This window comes from Enterobacter sp. 118C5, assembly GCF_034107645.1.
Classification (GTDB): Bacteria; Pseudomonadota; Gammaproteobacteria; order Enterobacterales; family Enterobacteriaceae; genus Enterobacter; species Enterobacter nematophilus.
In genome coordinates this window covers 1,035,713-1,052,128 of record NZ_JAWNEU010000001.1, presented here as the reverse complement: position 1 = coordinate 1,052,128, position 16,416 = coordinate 1,035,713, and the positions used below count along the sequence as shown (strand labels likewise).

The window sequence follows — 16,416 nt, the reverse complement described above, 5'->3', positions numbered from 1 at the left end:
GATATGGAAAATTTACTGGCGCTGACCCTGGCCGATGAAACGCCGGACCAGAGTGAGGGGGAAGGCCCCTCATTCCGCTGGCGGTGGCTGGGGCGCGGGGTGCTTGAGCTGACGCCGACGGCCAGCAGCGCGTTATCGCTGCTGCTTTCCACGGGGATCCACGGGAATGAAACCGCACCCGTTGAGATCGTCGATGGGCTGCTGCGCGCGCTGTATCGCGGCGAGATCGCCCTTGCGTGCCGCGTGCTGGTGGTGCTTGGCAACCCGCCTGCGCTGGCGCAAAACAAACGGTACCTGGTTAGCGACATTAACCGCATGTTCGGCGGCCGCTGGTCGCAGTTTCCGCAGAGTGACGAAACGGCGCGCGCGCAGTGGCTGGAGAACGTCGTGACGACGTTTTTTGCCGCGGCGGGACCGGCGCGCTGGCATCTGGATCTGCATACGGCGATCCGCGCCTCTTACCACGTGCGCTTCGGCGTTCTGCCGCAGCGCAATCAGCCGTGGGATGAAGCGTTTCTGAGCTGGCTGGGGGATGCCGGGCTGGAGGCGCTGGTGTTTCATCAGTCGCCGGGCGGAACGTTTACGCACTTTACCTGTGAAAACGTCGGGGCGCTGTCCTGTACGCTGGAGCTGGGAAAAGCGCTGCCGTTCGGACAGAACGATCTCACGCGCTTCGCGCCAACGGGTCTCGCGCTTCGGGCGCTGCTCGGTGGGACGGATCCCGAGCACGCGCATCAGCCCGTTGAGCGGTACCGGGTCGTACAGCAGATCACCCGCCGCAGCGAGGCTTTCCAGCTTCACATGGCCGCGCACACGCTGAACTTTACGCCGTTTCGCAAAGGGGCTCTGCTGGCGGAAGATGGCGAAGAGCGTTACGAGGTGCAGAAAACCACCGAATATGTGCTGTTCCCCAACCCCTCCGTGGCGTTTGGCCTGCGGGCCGGTCTGATGCTGGAAAAACTCTCCTGAACGTTTCCCCTCCCATCATCCGGGAGGGGACGTAAAAATGTTTTCTTAGCGATTAAAGCGCTCTGACTTCTTTTACGGAATATTCCTGGCGAATTGCTTTATTATTCACCTTCACTCCGTTATACTTCTGCTAAATATCTTTAAAATCATCGTTTTGAATATTTCTTGTTGCAACTCTCCACGCTTTATCCTTATTTCCTCCACATTTGGCGAAAAATTGTTTTTTACACTTTCATTGTTTTACCGTTGCTCTGACTAATTGACGATAAACCCCGTAAAGTTAATCTCGTCAACACGGCATAGCGCCGAAGAATAACTGAAAGAAAGGAAATAAATTATGCGTAAGTTTACTGCACTGTTTGTTGCTTCTACCCTGGCTCTGGGCGCTACCAGCATGGCGTTCGCCGCAGATACCGCAACCACCACTGCCGCGCCTGCTGAAGGCAAAATGATGATGCATCATAAAGGCAAGCCGGGTATGCACCACGAGATGATGATGTTTAAAGATCTGAACCTGACGGACGCGCAGAAGCAGCAGATCCGCGACATCATGAAAAGCCAGCGCGACCAGATGAAGCGTCCTCCGCTGGAAGAGCGCCGCGCAATGCATGACATCATTGCCAGCGACAGCTTCGATAAGGCGAAAGCCGAAGCGCAGATCGACAAAATGGCCGAGCAGCATAAAGCCCGCATGCTGGCCCACATGGAAACCCAGAACAAGATCTACAACATTCTGACCCCGGAACAGAAAAAACAGTTTAATGCCAATTTTGAGAAGCGTCTGACAGAACGTCCGGCGATGGAAGGTAAAATGCCAGCACCAACCGAATAATCGGTTCACTCTCTTAAGACCGCCGGGATCCTGTCCACAAAGCGCAATCGCTGTGGACAGGACCGGCGGTTTTTCTATTCTGCCCTCTTGTCTGCCGCCGCCAGCGCGGTATTCTCCTGTAGTCGCTTCAGAGAATGTTTGTAGAGTCATGGCGTTAGCATTTTTATTAACGTTCCGCTAAGGCCTGCCCGCTCTGCTGCCGATACTTTGTCTGTGAATACCTAACGATAACAAACAAGACTGCAAGGGTAGCGATATCTTTGCCCTGGCACGGGTTGTGCCATTCAGGAGTGGTGATGGAGTTCTTTGATATTCGTAAGATGCCGGTCAGCCTCTGGCGCAATGGCGCAGGCGAAACGCGAGAAATTTGCTGTATTCCTCCCGCGACGCGCGATTTTTTCTGGCGTGCCAGTATCGCGACCATCGCCAGCAACGGCGAATTCTCCTCGTTTCCCGGCGTCGACCGGGTTATTACCCTGCTGGAAGGCGGGGAGGTGACGCTGGATGCCGGTCAGGCGTTCTGCCACACCCTTAAACAGCATCAGCCTTACAGTTTTGCCGGCGATCTGCCGGTGAAGGCGCTGCTTTCCGACGGCAGGATGGCGATGGATTTCAACATCATGACCCGGCGCGACTGCTGTCAGGCAAAGGTGCGGGTTGCCGATCGTACCTTTACCACCTTTGGCTCGCGCGGGGGCGTGGTGTTTGTATTAAGCGGGGCGTGGCAGCTGGGTGATAAATTGCTGACGGCCGATCAGGGCGCCAGCTGGCAGGAGGGGACCCATACTCTGCGTCTGCTGGAGTCTCAGGGTACCCTGCTGTTCAGTGAAATTAACTGGCTGCCGGGTCACTGAGCGCGACGATCTCGAACTTGCCCGCTAAGACGGGCTTGCAGAGAATTTTGTAGCCGTCATGGTCGAATCCCGCGGGGGTGCGCAGCAGGGTTGCCGCGTCGCTTAAATCATCGACAGCCCCCAGCCAGAGCCAGTTGTTGACGATGTGATACTGCGTCATGGTTTCACCCACTTCTTTTAGCGCAACGGCGCCGTCCCAGGGCCAGCAGTTGACGCTGATCCCCGCCAGGCCCGCGAGGAGCCTGGCGTGATGCGCCTCTACGCTCTCTTTTCCGCAGCAGGCACCTGCGCAGCGCTTGAGCGCGAAGCGGAAGCAGGCGCGGCCCCGCGTGGTGCCCTCCAGCCCTAAAAGGCTATAGCAAAGCTGCAGCTCGTCGGCGAGCGCCTGCAGAGACTGCAGGGCGGCACGCTTGTTTGCGAACAGCCCGAAGAGATTCGGGGCATGGGAGAAATCGACCTCGCGGGCGTAGACAACCTGCGGCTTGCCGTCGGCGATCTGCAGGGAGCAGAGCTGGCGGTTGCGGCGCAGGCGCTTATTGAAGAGCGGCTGCTGCTCTTTTATCAGCCGGGCTTCCAGCAACAGCGCGCCCATTTCTCCCGCCGTCTGGAACCAGGTAATGCGCCGCGACTGGCGCAGCATGGCGGCCTCGTCCGGGGTGCGCAGGTGAGATAACACCCGGCTGCGAATGTTAACGCTTTTGCCGATGTAGAGCGGCAGGGTCTCGCTTTCACCGTGAAAGATGTACACGCCCGGCTGTTTGGGCAGCGCCTCAAGCCAGGGGCGAAGATGTTCGGGATATTCATAGATAGCCGCCGCTTCAAACTCAAGACGCGGGGCGGATTGACGCCTGCTCACATACTGCTCCATATACTGTTCAGGTATACAGTGTAGCAGGTGTGCTGTGGTTAAAAAAGAGCCGGGTGGCGGTTCCCCCTCACCCTAACCCTCTCCCCACAGGGGAGAGGGGATTGTCCACTGCTCGCATAAACTCGTGGAGATGCGTTTATTTCCAAAAATCGTCAAACACCGTAATTGGCGTGTGGCGCTTGTGCTCGGTTTTCAGGTACCAGCCCTCGATAATTTTCGCGGTACCTTCATCCAGCGTTTTGCCTTCCAGATAATCATCAATGTTGTCATAGGTGACGCCAAGGGCCGCTTCATCCGGCAGGGAAGGGCGATCGTCTTCCAGATCCGCTGTTGGCGCTTTCTTGTACAGGTGCTCAGGGCAGCCCAGCGCGGCGAGCAGCTGCTTGCCCTGACGCTTGTTGAGACGGAAAATCGGGTTGATGTCGGTGCCGCCATCGCCGTATTTGGTGAAGAAACCGGTGATCGCTTCTGCCGCATGGTCGGTGCCTACCACAACGCCTTTGGTCATCCCGGCGATGCTGTACTGCGCTTTCATGCGCTCGCGCGCTTTCTCGTTGCCGCGCACAAAATCGCTTAATTCAATGCCCGCTTCGCGCAGCGCCTGCTCGCTTGCCAGCACCGAGCCTTTGATATTGACGGTGAGCACGCGATCGGGCTGGATAAACGCGATGGCATCCTGGCAATCCTGTTCGTCCGCCTGAACCCCGTAAGGCAGACGCACGGCGATAAACTGCAGCGCGTCATCTCCCGTCTCTTCGCGAAGCTCTGAAATCGCCATCTGGCACAGTTTACCCGTCAGGGTAGAGTCCTGTCCGCCGCTGATGCCCAGCACCAGGGATTTCAGGAAAGCGTTCTTTTTTAAGTACGACTTTAAAAAATCCACGCTGCGGCGAATCTCTTCCTGTGCGTCTATCGCAGGCTTAGCGCCCAGCGCCTGAATAATCTCTTGTTGCAGAGCCATCATGCCCTCCGTATGCAGAACATAAACAGAATGTGTTAACTGTTAAAACTAACCCTTTGGGCGGAAAACGACAAGGATCACAGTTTCGAGTGCGTTAATTTGCGGCGATTTAGCAGCTTATCGTTGTTTTATTAGAATTTTCCGAAATTCGTCTGGCGTAAATCACAAAGTTGAACAATAGTACTTTTTATCCCATGCTTAGATAACACGCTGATAAACAAGAGGACGGAATATGAACAAGAACGTAGCAGGAATTCTTAGCGCAGCGGCGGTACTGACGATGCTGGCAGGGTGTACGGCTTACGATCGCACCAAGGATCAGTTTACCCAGCCCGTGGTGAAAGACGTTAAAAAAGGGATGACCCGTTCGCAGGTGGCTGCGATCGCCGGTAAGCCTTCTTCTGAAGTGACCATGATTCACGCGCGCGGTACGTGTCAGACTTATATCCTGGGTCAACGTGATGGTAAGGCAGAAACCTACTTCGTCGCGCTGGATGATACCGGACATGTGATTAACTCTGGCTATCAGACCTGTGCTGAATACGACACCGATCCACAGGCACCTAAGGCGCAGTAACCCTGCTTGCCTGGATATGTTAACAAACCGGCCTCTGGGCCGGTTTTTTTATGCATACGTTAATCTTATTTCTTTGCGCGAATTATTTGCCTGAAATGTGAAGGTAGTCAACAAGCCAGGTCAATGAGAGACAATTTAGGCCTGTTCAGAATTATCTCCCCTCTGTACCATTGCGTATACTCACTCCAACGATAAACAACAGTACACAAGCTACCTGTCTGCCGGGACAGCGAGTCGAGTGATAGCGCGACGGCAGGTAGTCATACAAGAGGGAAATTATGATGGAAAAGAAACATATCTACCTGTTCTGCTCAGCGGGCATGTCAACCTCGCTCCTGGTATCAAAGATGCGCGCGCAGGCTGAAAAGTATGAAGTCCCCGTGGTGATTGAAGCGTTTCCGGAGACGCTAGCGGGCGAAAAAGGCCAGAAAGCCGATGTTGTGTTACTGGGGCCGCAAATTGCCTATATGTTGCCCGAAATTCAACGGCTGTTACCGAATAAACCGGTCGAAGTAATCGACTCGGGGCTGTACGGCAAGATCGATGGTTTAGGTGTACTTAAAGCTGCTGTGGCAGCAATTAAAAAAGCTGCTAATTAATTTTTATTTTTCCCGTCAAAGAGTTATTTCACACACAATTACGCCGTAACATGCGTTACGGCATTTAAGGGTATTTTCGTATGAGTAAAGTCATCGCTTCACTTGAAAAGGTACTCCTTCCTTTTGCTGTTAAAATAGGAAAGCAGCCTCACGTTAATGCCATCAAAAACGGTTTTATTAAATTAATGCCGTTGACGCTGGCCGGGGCCATGTTCGTTTTAATTAACAACGTTTTTCTGAGCTTTGGTGAAGGTTCCTTCTTTTATTCATTAGGAATTCGGTTAGACGCTTCCACTATTGAAACCCTTAACGGTTTTAAAGCCATCGGCGGCAACGTATATAACGGTACGTTGGGTATTATGTCGCTGATGGCGCCTTTCTTTATCGGGATGGCGCTGGCTGAAGAGCGGAAAGTGGATCCGCTGGCCGCCGGGTTATTATCCGTTGCCGCGTTTATGACCGTCACCCCTTACAGCGTGGGGGAAGCCTACGCCGTTGGCGCTAACTGGCTGGGCGGAGCCAACATCATTTCCGGTATTGTTATCGGCCTGGTGGTGGCAGAAATGTTCACCTTTATTATTCGTCGCAACTGGGTCATCCGCCTGCCGGATAGCGTGCCGGCCTCCGTTTCTCGTTCATTTTCCGCGTTGATCCCAGGCTTCATTATTCTCTCCATCATGGGGATTATCGCCTGGGCGCTCTCTCACTGGGGCACTAACTTCCACCAGATCATCATGGACTCTATCTCTACGCCGCTGGCGTCGATGGGTGGCGTGGTCGGTTGGGCGTATGTGATTTTCACCTCTCTGCTGTGGTTCTTCGGCGTGCACGGTTCACTGGCACTGGCCGCGCTGGACAGCGGAATTATGACCCCGTGGGCACTGGAAAACGTTGCGCTTTACCAGCAGTATGGCTCCGTTGACGCGGCGCTGGCAGCAGGTAAAACCTTCCATGTGTGGGCGAAGCCGATGCTTGACTCCTATATCTTCCTGGGTGGTACCGGGGCGACCCTGGGTCTGATCATCGCGGTCTTTATTGTCTCTCGTCGCGCTGACTATCGTCAGGTGGCGAAACTGGCCCTGCCATCAGGCATCTTCCAGATTAACGAGCCGATTCTGTTTGGTCTGCCAATCATCATGAACCCGGTAATGTTTATCCCGTTCATCCTGGTGCAGCCGCTGCTGGCAGCGATCACCCTGACGGCCTATTACATGGGTATTATTCCACCGATCACCAACATTGCACCGTGGACCATGCCGGCAGGTCTGGGCGCGTTCTTTAACACCAACGGTAGCGTCGCGGCCTTCCTGCTGGCGATATTCAACCTCGGGATTGCCACCCTGCTGTATATGCCGTTCGTGGCGATTGCGAACAAAGCCGCCACCATCATTGATGAAGAAGAGAGCGAAGAGGAAATTGCCCTCTCACTGAAATTTTAAGATTGACCGGCGCGGGGAAGCCCGCGCCAGCCACAAGGAGCTTAAACATGTTAGATTTGGATAGTATCGTCGCAGATGAAGCCGCAGAGAACGATCTCGAAGAAGTGGTGATGGGCCTTATCATCAACTCCGGGCAGGCGCGCAGCCTGGCGTATGCCGCACTGAAGCAGGCCAAACAGGGCGATTTTGCCGCCGCGAAAACCATGATGGAGCAGTCCCGCACGGCGCTGAACGAAGCGCACCTGGTGCAGACAAAGCTGATTGAAAGTGACCAGGGCGAAGGGAAGATGAAGGTCAGCCTGGTGCTGGTACACGCCCAGGATCACCTGATGACGTCCATGCTGGCGCGTGAGCTGGTGGCGGAGTTGATTGAGCTTCACGAGAAAATGCACTAGGTCGGATTGAGCAGCAGGAGGTCAGCACGATGGAAATCAAAACCGCATTTGAACAGCAACTGTTTAATGGCAAAAATTTTCACGTGGTTATCTACAACAAGACGGAGAGCGCCAGCGGTCTGCACCAGCATGACTACTACGAGTTCACGATTGTTCTGACCGGCCGCTACTACCAGGAGATCAACGGTAAGCGCGTCCTGCTGGAGCGAGGGGATTTTGTCTTCCTGCCGATGGGTTCCTATCACCAGAGCTTTTACGAATTTGGCGCGACCCGCATTCTGAACGTGGGCGTCAGCAGACGCTTCTTTGAGAAGCACTATCTGCCGCTGGTGCCGTTCTGCTTTGTGGCATCTCAGGTTTATCGCGTGAAAAACGAGTTCATGACCTGGATTGAAACGGTCATCGCCTCGCTTAACTTCCGCGACAATGAATTTGATGAATTTATTGAAACGGTGACCTTCTACGTGATGAACCGGTTGCGGCATCATCGTGAAGAGCAGCAGGTGACGGATGATGTTCCACAGTGGCTGCGCAGCACCGTGGAACTGATGCACGATAAAGGCCAGTTCAGCGAAAATGCGCTGGAAAATATGGTATCCCTCTCGGGGAAATCCCAGGAATATCTGACCCGCGCGACGCAGCGTTATTATCGTAAAACGCCGGTGCAAATTATTAATGAAATTCGCATTAACTTTGCCAAAAAACAGCTGGAGATTACCAACTATTCTGTTACCGATATTGCGTATGAGTCAGGATACAGCAGTCCCAGCCTGTTTATTAAAACGTTTAAGAAATTGACCTCATTCACACCGAATAGCTACCGGAAGAATTTAACGGTAATTAATTAACTTTCGGCGGGTTACCCGCCATAAATATTGCTTTAATGGCTTGCCCAAATAGCGGGAAGAGTACGCTATACCTTGCAGGCGATTAACCTGATACGCTAAGGGAGATATTATGCAAAAGAAATTAAAAGTCGTAACCATTGGTGGCGGCAGCAGCTATACCCCGGAATTACTTGAAGGCTTTTTAAAACGCTATCACGAATTACCGGTCAGCGAATTATGGCTGGTGGACGTTGAGGAAGGTCAGGAGAAGCTGGATATTATTTTCGACCTGTGCAAGCGCATGGTTGAGAAAGCGGGCGTGCCTATGACCGTGCATAAATCCCTCGATCGTCGCCTGGCGCTGAAAGACGCGGATTTCGTCACCACCCAGCTGCGCGTCGGCCAGCTGAAAGCGCGCGAGCTGGACGAGCGTATTCCGCTGAGCCACGGCTATCTTGGGCAGGAGACCAACGGCGCGGGCGGCCTGTTCAAAGGTCTGCGTACCATTCCTGTGATTTTCGACATCGTCAAGGATGTGCAAGAGATCTGCCCGAACGCGTGGGTGATTAACTTCACTAACCCGGCCGGAATGGTGACCGAGGCGGTTTATCGTCATACCAATTTCAAACGCTTTATCGGCGTCTGTAATATCCCGATCGGCATGAAGATGTTTATCCGCGACGTGCTGGAGCTGGCCGACAGTGACGATCTCTCAATCGATCTGTTCGGCCTGAACCACATGGTGTTCATTAAAGACGTCATCGTGAACGGAAAATCGCGCTTTGCCGAACTGCTGGACGGCGTGGCTTCCGGTCGCCTGACCGCGGCCTCCGTGAAGAACATCTTTGACCTCCCGTTCAGCGAAGGGCTGATCCGCTCGCTGAATCTGCTGCCGTGCTCGTATCTGCTTTACTACTTCAAGCAGAAAGAGATGCTGGCGATCGAAATGGGCGAGTACTATAAGGGCGGCGCGCGTGCGCAGATCGTTCAGAAAGTTGAGAAGCAGCTGTTCGATTTGTATAAAGATCCGAACCTGGACGTTAAACCGAAAGCGCTGGAGCAGCGCGGCGGGGCCTATTACTCCGATGCGGCGTGTGAAGTGATTAACGCTATCTACAACGACAAGCAGGCGGAGCACTATGTTAACGTGCCGCATCATGGTCATATCGACAATATCCCGGCGGACTGGGCCGTCGAGATGACCTGCATTCTGGGGCGCGAGGGGGCCAAACCGCATCCACGCATTACCCACTTTGATGACAAGGTCATGGGCCTGATCCACACTATTAAAGGCTTTGAAGTGGCGGCGAGCAACGCGGCGCTGAGCGGTGAGCTCAATGACGTGCTTCTGGCGCTGAACCTCAGCCCGCTGGTGCATTCTGACCGCGATGCGGAGCAGCTGGCCAGCGAGATGATCCTGGCGCATGAAAAATGGTTGCCGAACTTTGCCGCCACGATTGAGAAGCTGAAGTTCAAACAACACTGAGAGGACGCACAATGGAAAACCTGCTGATCGTTAATGCGGATGATTTTGGCCTCTCGAAAGGCCAGAACTACGGCATTATTGAAGCCTGTCGCCGCGGGGTAGTGACCTCTACAACGGCACTGGTGAACGGTGAAGCGGTTGAACACGCGGCGCAGCTGAGCCGCGAGGTGCCAGAGCTGGGCGTCGGCATGCATTTTGTGCTGACGCTCGGGATGCCGCTTTCGCCCATGCCGGGCCTGACGCGTGACGGCCTGCTGGGCAAATGGATTTGGGAACTGGCGGAGCAGGACGCTCTGCCGCTCGAAGAGATTGCCCGTGAGCTGGACTGCCAGTACAACCGCTTTGTTGATCTGTTTGGCAAGGCGCCGACGCATATTGACAGCCACCATCATGTGCACATGATCCCGGCGATTTTCCCGATCGTTGCGGCGTTTGCCCAACGCAAAGGCGTGGCGATGCGCGTGGATCGCGAGGTGCAGGGCGTGCCGGACTGTGCCGTGACAACAACTGAGGGGTTCAGCAGCGCCTTTTACGGCGACGAGATCGACGAAGCGCTGTTCCTGAAGGTGCTGGAGGATTCCGCGGCAAGGGGAGAGCGGTCTCTGGAGGTCATGGCGCATCCTGCTTTTGTCGATAACACCGTGCGTAAGAGCGCCTACTGCTGGCCTCGTCTGGCGGAACTGGACGTGCTAACGTCGGCGTCGCTGAAGTATGCGATTGCCGAGCGTGGGTATCGTCTGGGGACGTTTGGGGATCTTTGAGAAATTTCACCTCACCCTAACCCTCTCCCCAAAGGGGCGAGGGAACTGGGCGGTTCTGTCTGTAATGCGAGCACAGGCCTGCATTTCACCCTCTCCCTTTCAGGGAGAGGGCCGGGGTGAGGGTATTCTTTACGCCGGTATCTGGTCAATCTTACTGCTGCGCGACCAGACGCGGTGCGCGGCGAGCAAATCAAACAGCTTCGTCATAAACGCATCGTCAAAGTTATCGCCCTCGACAATGCCGTCCTCGCCCTGCTCGGCAACCTTCAGCTGCGCCTTAAACTGACGCGCGTCGCCGGACAGCGCGATCGGTTTCAGGTGCTTATAGGCTTCCAGCAGATAATAGACGGCGTCACCGTTGTTCAGCAGGCTGGCAATATCCCCACACGGCACAATCACCGCATCGACGGTCAGCGACGGCGCGCCGGCAAAGGTCGCCGCCACCGGCAGCACGGAGCCGTCATCGGCCGCCACTTCACCCATGCGGGAATAGAGCAGCTTGGCGTGCACGCCCTGGGTTTTCAGCGCCTGCATAATTCCCAGCACGTCGCTGGCGCGGGTTTTGTCGTTCAGCAGGATGGCGACCACGCGGCCTTTAATCGAGCCTCCCGGCACCGCATATAGGCTCAGCGACGGATCTTTCTTCACGCCGTTCACCTCTTTCGGTGGAGCAAGGTTGCGCTGTTCGTCCGTAAGCGTAATGCCAAGGTTATCCGCCACGCTCTGGGCAAGCTGAATATCAATATGCGCCAGCTGGTCGACCACGCGCTCACGGATGTAGGTGCGTACCACTTTGCTCAGTTCGAAGCTAAAGCCGCCGATGATGTGCTGTTGCTCAATCGGCGTCTGGCTGTTCCAGAACAGGCGAGGGTGGGCGTAATACTCACCGAAAGAGGGGCTGCGCTCGCGAATTTTGTTGCCGTCGATACGCTCCTGGTACGATTCAAATCCGCCGCGTTTTGGCCCCGGCGGGGTTTCTCGCGGCCAGTTGTCGTTGATGGAGTTCGGCTCATAGTTTGCCGGGTTTGTATCAATATCCTGACGGTGCATCCCGTCGCGCTGGAAGTTATGGTACGGACAGGTTGGGCGGTTAATCGGGATCTCGTGGAAGTTCGGCCCGCCAAGACGGCTAATCTGCGTATCGGTATACGAGAACAGGCGTCCCTGTAAGAGCGGATCGTTGGTGAAATCCAGCCCGGGAACGATGTGGCCCGGGTGGAACGCGGCCTGCTCGTTTTCGGCAAAGAAATTATCCGGGTTGCGGTTGAGCACCATTTTCCCCACCAGCTGAACCGGCACCAGCTCCTCAGGAATGAGTTTTGTCGGGTCAAGCAGGTCGAAATCGAACTTAAATTCGTCCTCTTCCGGAATAAGCTGCAGGCCCAGCTCGTACTCCGGGAAGTCGCCCGCTTCAATGGATTCCCACAGTTCGCGGCGATGGAAGTCCGGATCGCGTCCGGTGAGCTTCTGCGCCTCATCCCACACCAGCGAGGCTTTGCCCGCTACCGGCTTCCAGTGGAAGCGGACAAACGTAGCTTTTCCTTCCGCGTTGATCATGCGGAAGGTATGAATACCGAACCCTTCCATCGTGCGATAGCTGCGCGGGATACCACGGTCAGACATTGCCCACATCACGTTATGTAAGGTTTCAGGCTGCAGGGAGACATAGTCCCAGAAGGTATCGTGCGCACTTTGTCCCTGGGGTATGGCCCAGTGGGGCTCCGGTTTTACCGCATGGACAAAGTCAGGAAATTTATGCGCATCCTGAATGAAAAACACCGGGGTGTTATTGCCTACCAGATCGAAAATACCCTCTTCAGTATAAAACTTGGTGGCAAAGCCGCGGATATCACGCACCGTGTCTGCCGAACCTGCGCCTCCCTGCACGGTGGAAAATCGCACAAACACCGGGGTAATTTTATCCGGGTCGGAGAGGAAATCCGCTTTGGTAATGTCTTTCAGGCTCTTATAGGGTTGGAAATACCCGTGCGCAGCCGAGCCGCGCGCGTGAACGATGCGTTCCGGTATGCGCTCGTGGTCAAAGTGGGTAATTTTTTCCCGCAGGATGAAATCTTCCAGCAGGGTCGGCCCGCGCGCGCCTGCGCGAAGGGAGTTTTGATCGTCAGCAATCCGCACGCCCTGATTGGTGGTGAGCGCAAAACCTTCGCCGCCTTTACGGTGCGGCTCAAGCGATTTCAGCTTCTCGTTTCCGGTGTCCGGCGATTTCATGCTTCCCGGTGCGGTTGGTTGTTCGCCAGGAGCTGAAGGGCCAGGCGAGGGGCGGTGAGAGCCGTCAGCAGGGGCGAGAGAGTCCATACCCGGTTGAGATTCTTCAGTGCCATGAATCGGTGATTGATGTGATTTATCTTTGTTCGACATTGCACGCTTCTCCTTTATCCATTGCTAAAAACCCTATTAAGGATAGAACAATGTCGTGAGATGGCTCGCTAACTAAGAGTTTTCACATGACGTTATTAACGAAAGGAGCCATCTCACCCACTCGGAGCGCGACGTAAGGCAGCAGGATCGGCTATCATAGAATTTTCCTGCTTCAAGAATTTGCTTTAGTGAACCAGTCGCTTATGAAACCTCTTCGTCAACAAAACCGCCAGGTTATTAGCTATGTGCCCCGCGTTGAGCCCGCGCCGCCTGACCATGCCCTGAAAGTGGATGGTTTTCGCGATGTCTGGCTGCTTCGCGGTAAATATGTGGCTTTTGTCCTGATGGGGGAACATTTCCGCCGGTCGCCGGCGTTTTCCGTGCCGGAGTCAGCCCAGCGATGGGCGACGCAAATCCGCCAGGATGAAGAGGTTGAAGAATAACAGCCATAAAAAAACCGCCATCAGGCGGTTTTTTTATTTCTATCGAGATTAACGGTGCGCCAGCTCGGCGTCGTCTTCACTTTCCAGAATGGCTTTGTCGGTCTGCTTCAGCCACTGGCTGGTCAGCGTACCGGCAGTCATGGAGCCGCTCACGTTCAGCGCGGTACGGCCCATGTCGATCAGCGGTTCAACGGAGATCAGCAGGGCGACCAGCGTCACGGGCAGGCCCAGCGCGGGCAGCACAATCAGCGCGGCGAAGGTTGCACCGCCGCCGACACCTGCAACGCCTGCGGAGCTGATGGTAACAATCCCGACCAGCGTGGCGATCCAGACCGGATCCAGCGGGTTGATACCCACGGTCGGGGCAACCATCACCGCCAGCATCGCCGGGTAGAGCCCCGCACAGCCGTTCTGACCGATGGTAGCACCAAAGGAAGCAGAGAAGCTGGCGATAGATTCCGGCACGCCCAGGCGACGGGTCTGCGCTTCAACGTTCAGCGGAATAGACGCTGCGCTGGAACGACTGGTGAAGGCAAAGGTCAGTACCGGCCATACTTTGCGGAAGTATTTCAGCGGGCTGACGCCGTTCACGCCCAGCAGGATACCGTGCACCACGAACATAATGCCCAGGCCCAGATAAGAGGCAACAACGAAGCTGCCCAGCTTAATGATGTCCTGCAGGTTAGAGCCGGCTACCACTTTGGTCATCAGCGCCAGAACGCCGTATGGCGTCAGCTGCATCACCAGACGGACCAGCTTCATCACCCAGCTTTGCAGGGTATCAATAGCGGTCAGCACGCGTTCGCCTTTCGGCGCATCGTCCTTCAGCAGCTTAAGCGCCGCCACGCCCAGGAACGCCGCGAAGATCACCACGCTGATGATAGAGGTTGGGCTTGCACCGGTCAGGTCAGCAAACGGGTTCTTCGGAATGAAGGAGAGCACCATCTGCGGAACCGTCAGGTCAGCGACTTTACCCACGTAGTTAGTTTGAATTGCGGTCAGACGCGCCGTTTCAGCGGTACCCTGAACCAGACCTTCGGCAGTCAGGCCAAACAGGTTGGTGACCAACACCCCCACCAGCGCGGCAATCAGCGTGGTAAACAGCAGGGTACCAATGGTCAGAAAGCTGATTTTACCCAGCTGGGTTGCGTTGTGCAGGCGGGCAACGGCGCTCAGAATAGAGGCGAACACCAGCGGCATAACGATCATCTGCAGCAGCTGGACGTAGCCGTTACCGACAATGTTGAACCACTGAATGGACTCTTTCAGTACCGGGCTATCGGAGCCGTAGACGGCGTGTAGGGCCAAACCAAACGCCACACCCATGACCAGACCGACCAGCACTTTTTTCGCCAGGCTCCACTGTTTGTGGCGCGCCTGCGCGAGAAGCAATAGCAATACGACGAACACGACTATGTTCGCGATGAGTGGAAAATTCATCCCCGTTCTCCTGATTTATTATGTGGGATCGGTTTTTCCCGATCCTGTTGGCGGAAGGTTAGCAGAAGTGTGATGTGGCGCTTATATCCAAATGGAATGGTTTATGACAAATGGAATGATTTTGTTGGTTTACTGTTCAATCTGGTGATGAATAAAACGATTGAACTGAAATTGCAGCGAATTGATCATCTGGGAAGACCAGCGCACTGCACTGTTTTCGGGCAGGGTTTGCGGCATCCAGACGGCGTAGGCGAACAGCGCCATGCACAGCACGCGCTCAAGCTGGTTCCCTTTCTGCGGCGCAAGGATCGGAAAACGGAAGCGCCAGCGGCAGGGCCACAGCAGCGGCACGCCCGCGGGCGTCAGCATATCGGCGAGGATATGGCTTAAATAACCCAACACCATGCCCTGAATGGCATCGCCCGGCACTATCCAGCTTTCAGGGACTTTTAAATAGAAAAGCGTTAGCAGGCCAAATACGGCCAGCAGGCTATGGGTAAATCCGCGGTGACCGAATGCGCGGGCGATGGGCTTCGACACCCACTTCAGGCGCTGTCCGAGGAAGGATTTCGGGTGGTCAATATCGGGCAGCAGGCAGGTTAAAACGGCGGAAGGGACAATATGCCACCAGTCTCCCTGTGCAAGCACGGGAGTAAGTTCTGCGTTTTTGGCAAATACTGCGCACGCAATTGAAAAAAGCAGGTGGCCTTCCGCCGTCATGATAAAACCCACGAAACTGTCAATTTATACAGTATAGGGTTTTTATACAGTGGGCGAAAGAGGTGACGGTGTAACTGTTTGTCACAAACGCGCCTCAGCGCGCCAGCCAGCCGCCGTCGACGGCTAAGGTGTGACCATTCACGTAATCCGAGGCGGAGGAGGCTAAAAAGACGACCGGTCCCTGAAGGTCATCCGGTACTCCCCAGCGACCTGCCGGGATGCGGTCAAGGATCTCCGCATTACGCTGTTCGTCGGCGCGCAGCTGCTGGGTATTGTTCGTCGCCATGTAGCCCGGCGCGATGGCATTCACGTTGATACCGTGTACCGCCCACTCATTTGCCAGCAGGCGCGTGATCCCCAGTACGCCGCTTTTCGAGGCGGTATACGACGGCACGCGAATGCCTCCCTGGAACGAGAGCATAGAGGCGATATTGATAATTTTTCCGCCGTGGCCCTGGGCGATAAATTGTTTAGCGACCGCCTGTGAGAGGAAAAAGAGCGACTTGAGATTCAGGTTCATGACGTCATCCCAGTCTTTTTCGCTGAACGTCAGAGCCTCCTCCCGGCGAATCGTCCCGGCATTGTTCACCAGAATATCAATTCGTCCCATCTCCGACACGGCGGTGTCCACGACGTGCTGAAGGTTTTCCTGCTGGCTCAGATCGGCCCGAATAGCCACAAAACGTCTTCCCAGGGCGGTTACGGAGTTGGCCGTTTTCTCCGGATCTTTGCGATTTACCCCAACGATATCGCAACCTGCCTGCGCCAGCGCAATAGCCATGCCTTGCCCCAGCCCGGTATCGCACCCGGTGATGAGGGCCACTTTGCCTGAAAGAGTAAAGGTGTCCAGTATCATACGCGCCTCA

17 protein-coding genes are annotated in these 16,416 nt (G+C 55.2%); 11 read left to right on the top strand and 6 right to left on the bottom strand.

Features of this window, described 5'->3' with window-relative positions; genetic code table 11:
* Positions 1–3 precede the first annotated feature (3 nt).
* The 3 genes from astE (at position 4) to ves (ending at position 2,655) form a co-directional block, all read left to right on the top strand.
* On the top strand, positions 4–969 hold the full coding sequence (gene astE, locus UTO39_RS04975; protein ID WP_266178253.1) for a succinylglutamate desuccinylase: 966 nt from the start codon (positions 4–6) through the stop codon (positions 967–969).
* 337 nt (positions 970–1,306) lie between these two features.
* The gene (gene spy, locus UTO39_RS04970; protein WP_028012795.1) at positions 1,307–1,801 is read left to right on the top strand and encodes an ATP-independent periplasmic protein-refolding chaperone Spy; all 495 of its coding nucleotides are present in this window, start codon (positions 1,307–1,309) and stop codon (positions 1,799–1,801) included.
* Between the two features lie 296 nt (positions 1,802–2,097).
* Positions 2,098–2,655, top strand: coding sequence for an environmental stress-induced protein Ves (gene ves / locus UTO39_RS04965; protein ID WP_045261590.1), 558 nt, complete (start codon positions 2,098–2,100; stop codon positions 2,653–2,655).
* Here ves and cho read toward each other — a convergent pair.
* Positions 2,633–3,511: an excinuclease Cho gene (gene cho / locus UTO39_RS04960; protein WP_061099681.1), complete on the bottom strand. Its 879-nt coding sequence runs from the start codon at positions 3,509–3,511 to the stop codon at positions 2,633–2,635. The genes ves and cho overlap by 23 nt on opposite strands.
* A gap of 148 nt (positions 3,512–3,659) precedes the next feature.
* Positions 3,660–4,484, bottom strand: coding sequence for an ammonia-dependent NAD(+) synthetase (gene nadE, locus UTO39_RS04955; RefSeq protein ID WP_266178631.1), 825 nt, complete (start codon positions 4,482–4,484; stop codon positions 3,660–3,662).
* 232 nt (positions 4,485–4,716) lie between these two features.
* On the opposite strand from nadE, the gene osmE reads away from it, so the two are divergent.
* The 7 genes from osmE (at position 4,717) to chbG (ending at position 10,568) form a co-directional block, all read left to right on the top strand.
* Complete coding sequence (gene osmE / locus UTO39_RS04950; protein ID WP_003857836.1) at positions 4,717–5,061, top strand: osmotically-inducible lipoprotein OsmE; 345 nt, start codon at positions 4,717–4,719, stop codon at positions 5,059–5,061.
* A gap of 281 nt (positions 5,062–5,342) precedes the next feature.
* Entirely contained in the window at positions 5,343–5,660 is a 318-nt protein-coding gene (gene chbB, locus UTO39_RS04945; RefSeq protein ID WP_014883474.1) for a PTS N,N'-diacetylchitobiose transporter subunit IIB, read from the top strand.
* An 80-nt stretch (positions 5,661–5,740) separates the two neighbouring features.
* Positions 5,741–7,099 carry a PTS N,N'-diacetylchitobiose transporter subunit IIC gene (gene chbC / locus UTO39_RS04940; protein ID WP_028012799.1) on the top strand — a complete coding sequence of 453 codons (1,359 nt, stop codon included), beginning with the start codon at positions 5,741–5,743 and terminating at the stop codon, positions 7,097–7,099.
* Between the two features lie 47 nt (positions 7,100–7,146).
* The gene (gene chbA / locus UTO39_RS04935) at positions 7,147–7,494 is read left to right on the top strand and encodes a PTS N,N'-diacetylchitobiose transporter subunit IIA (RefSeq protein WP_028012800.1); all 348 of its coding nucleotides are present in this window, start codon (positions 7,147–7,149) and stop codon (positions 7,492–7,494) included.
* Between the two features lie 5 nt (positions 7,495–7,499).
* Entirely contained in the window at positions 7,500–8,342 is an 843-nt protein-coding gene (gene chbR, locus UTO39_RS04930) for a transcriptional regulator ChbR (RefSeq protein WP_028012801.1), read from the top strand.
* Positions 8,343–8,451: 109 nt separating this feature from the next.
* Positions 8,452–9,807: a 6-phospho-beta-glucosidase gene (locus UTO39_RS04925; RefSeq protein ID WP_320726616.1), complete on the top strand. Its 1,356-nt coding sequence runs from the start codon at positions 8,452–8,454 to the stop codon at positions 9,805–9,807.
* Between the two features lie 11 nt (positions 9,808–9,818).
* Positions 9,819–10,568 (top strand): chitin disaccharide deacetylase, encoded by a 750-nt coding sequence (gene chbG, locus UTO39_RS04920; RefSeq protein ID WP_320726615.1) that lies wholly within the window; start codon positions 9,819–9,821, stop codon positions 10,566–10,568.
* A 129-nt stretch (positions 10,569–10,697) separates the two neighbouring features.
* Here the strand turns inward: chbG and katE are convergent, their stop codons facing one another.
* The gene (gene katE / locus UTO39_RS04915) at positions 10,698–12,947 is read right to left on the bottom strand and encodes a catalase HPII (RefSeq protein ID WP_320726614.1); all 2,250 of its coding nucleotides are present in this window, start codon (positions 12,945–12,947) and stop codon (positions 10,698–10,700) included.
* Positions 12,948–13,135: 188 nt separating this feature from the next.
* Between katE and cedA the strand changes: the two genes are divergently transcribed.
* Positions 13,136–13,390: a cell division activator CedA gene (gene cedA / locus UTO39_RS04910; protein ID WP_266178248.1), complete on the top strand. Its 255-nt coding sequence runs from the start codon at positions 13,136–13,138 to the stop codon at positions 13,388–13,390.
* Positions 13,391–13,438: 48 nt separating this feature from the next.
* Here cedA and tcyP read toward each other — a convergent pair whose 3' ends face one another.
* The 3 genes from tcyP to kduD all read right to left on the bottom strand — a co-directional run bounded on the left by tcyP (position 13,439) and on the right by kduD (position 16,406).
* Positions 13,439–14,830 (bottom strand): cystine/sulfocysteine:cation symporter, encoded by a 1,392-nt coding sequence (gene tcyP, locus UTO39_RS04905; protein ID WP_041910456.1) that lies wholly within the window; start codon positions 14,828–14,830, stop codon positions 13,439–13,441.
* 129 nt (positions 14,831–14,959) lie between these two features.
* Positions 14,960–15,550, bottom strand: a complete 591-nt coding sequence (locus tag UTO39_RS04900; protein ID WP_032644865.1) for a metal-dependent hydrolase — start codon at positions 15,548–15,550, stop codon at positions 14,960–14,962.
* Between the two features lie 94 nt (positions 15,551–15,644).
* The gene (kduD, locus tag UTO39_RS04895; RefSeq protein ID WP_320726613.1) at positions 15,645–16,406 is read right to left on the bottom strand and encodes a 2-dehydro-3-deoxy-D-gluconate 5-dehydrogenase KduD; all 762 of its coding nucleotides are present in this window, start codon (positions 16,404–16,406) and stop codon (positions 15,645–15,647) included.
* Between the last annotated feature and the right edge of the window lie 10 nt (positions 16,407–16,416).

Excerpts from the sequence above, each read along its gene's own strand:
- tcyP (WP_041910456.1), bottom strand. The coding sequence starts at position 14,830 with ATGAATTTTCCACTCATCGCGAACATAGTCGTGTTCGTCGTATTGCTA.
- ves (WP_045261590.1), top strand. The coding sequence starts at position 2,098 with ATGGAGTTCTTTGATATTCGTAAGATGCCGGTCAGCCTCTGGCGCAAT.
- astE (WP_266178253.1), top strand. The coding sequence starts at position 4 with ATGGAAAATTTACTGGCGCTGACCCTGGCCGATGAAACGCCGGACCAG.
- kduD (WP_320726613.1), bottom strand. The coding sequence starts at position 16,406 with ATGATACTGGACACCTTTACTCTTTCAGGCAAAGTGGCCCTCATCACC.
- chbC (WP_028012799.1), top strand. The coding sequence starts at position 5,741 with ATGAGTAAAGTCATCGCTTCACTTGAAAAGGTACTCCTTCCTTTTGCT.
- UTO39_RS04900 (WP_032644865.1), bottom strand. The coding sequence starts at position 15,550 with ATGACGGCGGAAGGCCACCTGCTTTTTTCAATTGCGTGCGCAGTATTT.
- osmE (WP_003857836.1), top strand. The coding sequence starts at position 4,717 with ATGAACAAGAACGTAGCAGGAATTCTTAGCGCAGCGGCGGTACTGACG.
- chbB (WP_014883474.1), top strand. The coding sequence starts at position 5,343 with ATGGAAAAGAAACATATCTACCTGTTCTGCTCAGCGGGCATGTCAACC.
- nadE (WP_266178631.1), bottom strand. The coding sequence starts at position 4,484 with ATGGCTCTGCAACAAGAGATTATTCAGGCGCTGGGCGCTAAGCCTGCG.
- katE (WP_320726614.1), bottom strand. The coding sequence starts at position 12,947 with ATGTCGAACAAAGATAAATCACATCAATCACCGATTCATGGCACTGAA.
- UTO39_RS04925 (WP_320726616.1), top strand. The coding sequence starts at position 8,452 with ATGCAAAAGAAATTAAAAGTCGTAACCATTGGTGGCGGCAGCAGCTAT.
- chbG (WP_320726615.1), top strand. The coding sequence starts at position 9,819 with ATGGAAAACCTGCTGATCGTTAATGCGGATGATTTTGGCCTCTCGAAA.
- chbA (WP_028012800.1), top strand. The coding sequence starts at position 7,147 with ATGTTAGATTTGGATAGTATCGTCGCAGATGAAGCCGCAGAGAACGAT.
- spy (WP_028012795.1), top strand. The coding sequence starts at position 1,307 with ATGCGTAAGTTTACTGCACTGTTTGTTGCTTCTACCCTGGCTCTGGGC.